The 405-nt window shown below is 62.5% G+C and carries 1 pseudogene; it reads right to left on the reverse strand.

Features of this window, described 5'->3' with window-relative positions:
- Positions 1-405: pseudogene (locus tag FH08_RS52710) on the reverse strand (cytochrome C); the annotation flags it as partial.

Below are 405 nucleotides of genomic sequence, written 5' to 3' on the forward strand. Positions count from 1 at the left end.
GTCCATTTCAGCTATCAGTTTACCAAGACCATCCCCGGCCTGCTCCCGCTCAATCTTGCTGGCGCCGGCAACAGCAGTAGCGCGGCACAGCATGTCCGCATCGGACCAGTCGCCGCCGCCATCGGATACCAGCAATTTCCGCGCGCGCAACCAGCCTCCCCGGTCAACCAGGAGTTGCATGCCCGCGAGTCGTTTTCCTTCGACACCGGTGATGATCGCTAACGCTTGCCAGGCGTCTGCGGATTGCGCCATGCAGCCGATTGCAGATGCGCCTGAAGGAACAGAGATTTTCGGTAGTGCACCGGAGCTCAGCAGCAGGCTATTCAGACGCGGATCTTCGCGGACCGGCGCCTGCTGTGGTCCGGCAGAGGCTAGCACGATCCGCACGTGCTGCCCGCGCCATTG

The organism is Caballeronia sordidicola (assembly GCF_000729995.1).
Taxonomy (GTDB): Bacteria; Pseudomonadota; Gammaproteobacteria; order Burkholderiales; family Burkholderiaceae; genus Caballeronia; species Caballeronia sordidicola_A.